Genomic DNA, 357 nt, shown 5'->3' on the forward strand with positions numbered 1-357 from the left:
GGGCCGTTGAAGACTACAACGTTGATAGGCAAGATGTGGAAGTGGTGTGAGCCATTAAGCTAACTTGTACTAATTACCCGTGAGGCTTAACCATACAACGCCAAACGCGTTTTATGCGACAGTTTGACAGAAGTTAATATGACTAAAGTAGAAATTACTTAGAAAGACTTAAAAAATATTATCAGATATTTTCCAAATTCAGTTAGTGCGTAGAAATACGAATTAACGCCCAAATTTGCTTGGTGACAATAGCGTTTTGGACCCACCTGACTCCATGCCGAACTCAGTAGTGAAACGAAACAGCGCCGATGATAGTGTAGCATTTGCTATGTGAAAGTAGGACATTACCAGGCTTCA

Annotated in this window: 2 rRNA genes; both read left to right on the forward strand. The window is 40.3% G+C overall.

The window, feature by feature from the left end:
- Positions 1–94 (forward strand): 23S ribosomal RNA (locus H5092_RS20445); the annotation flags it as partial.
- A gap of 144 nt (positions 95–238) precedes the next feature.
- Positions 239–353, forward strand: a 5S ribosomal RNA gene (rrf, locus tag H5092_RS20450).
- The last annotated feature ends 4 nt before the right edge of the window (positions 354–357 follow it).

Origin of the sequence: Pseudoalteromonas sp. SR41-7 (genome assembly GCF_014163935.1) — a bacterium.
Lineage (GTDB): Bacteria > Pseudomonadota > Gammaproteobacteria > Enterobacterales > Alteromonadaceae > Pseudoalteromonas > Pseudoalteromonas distincta.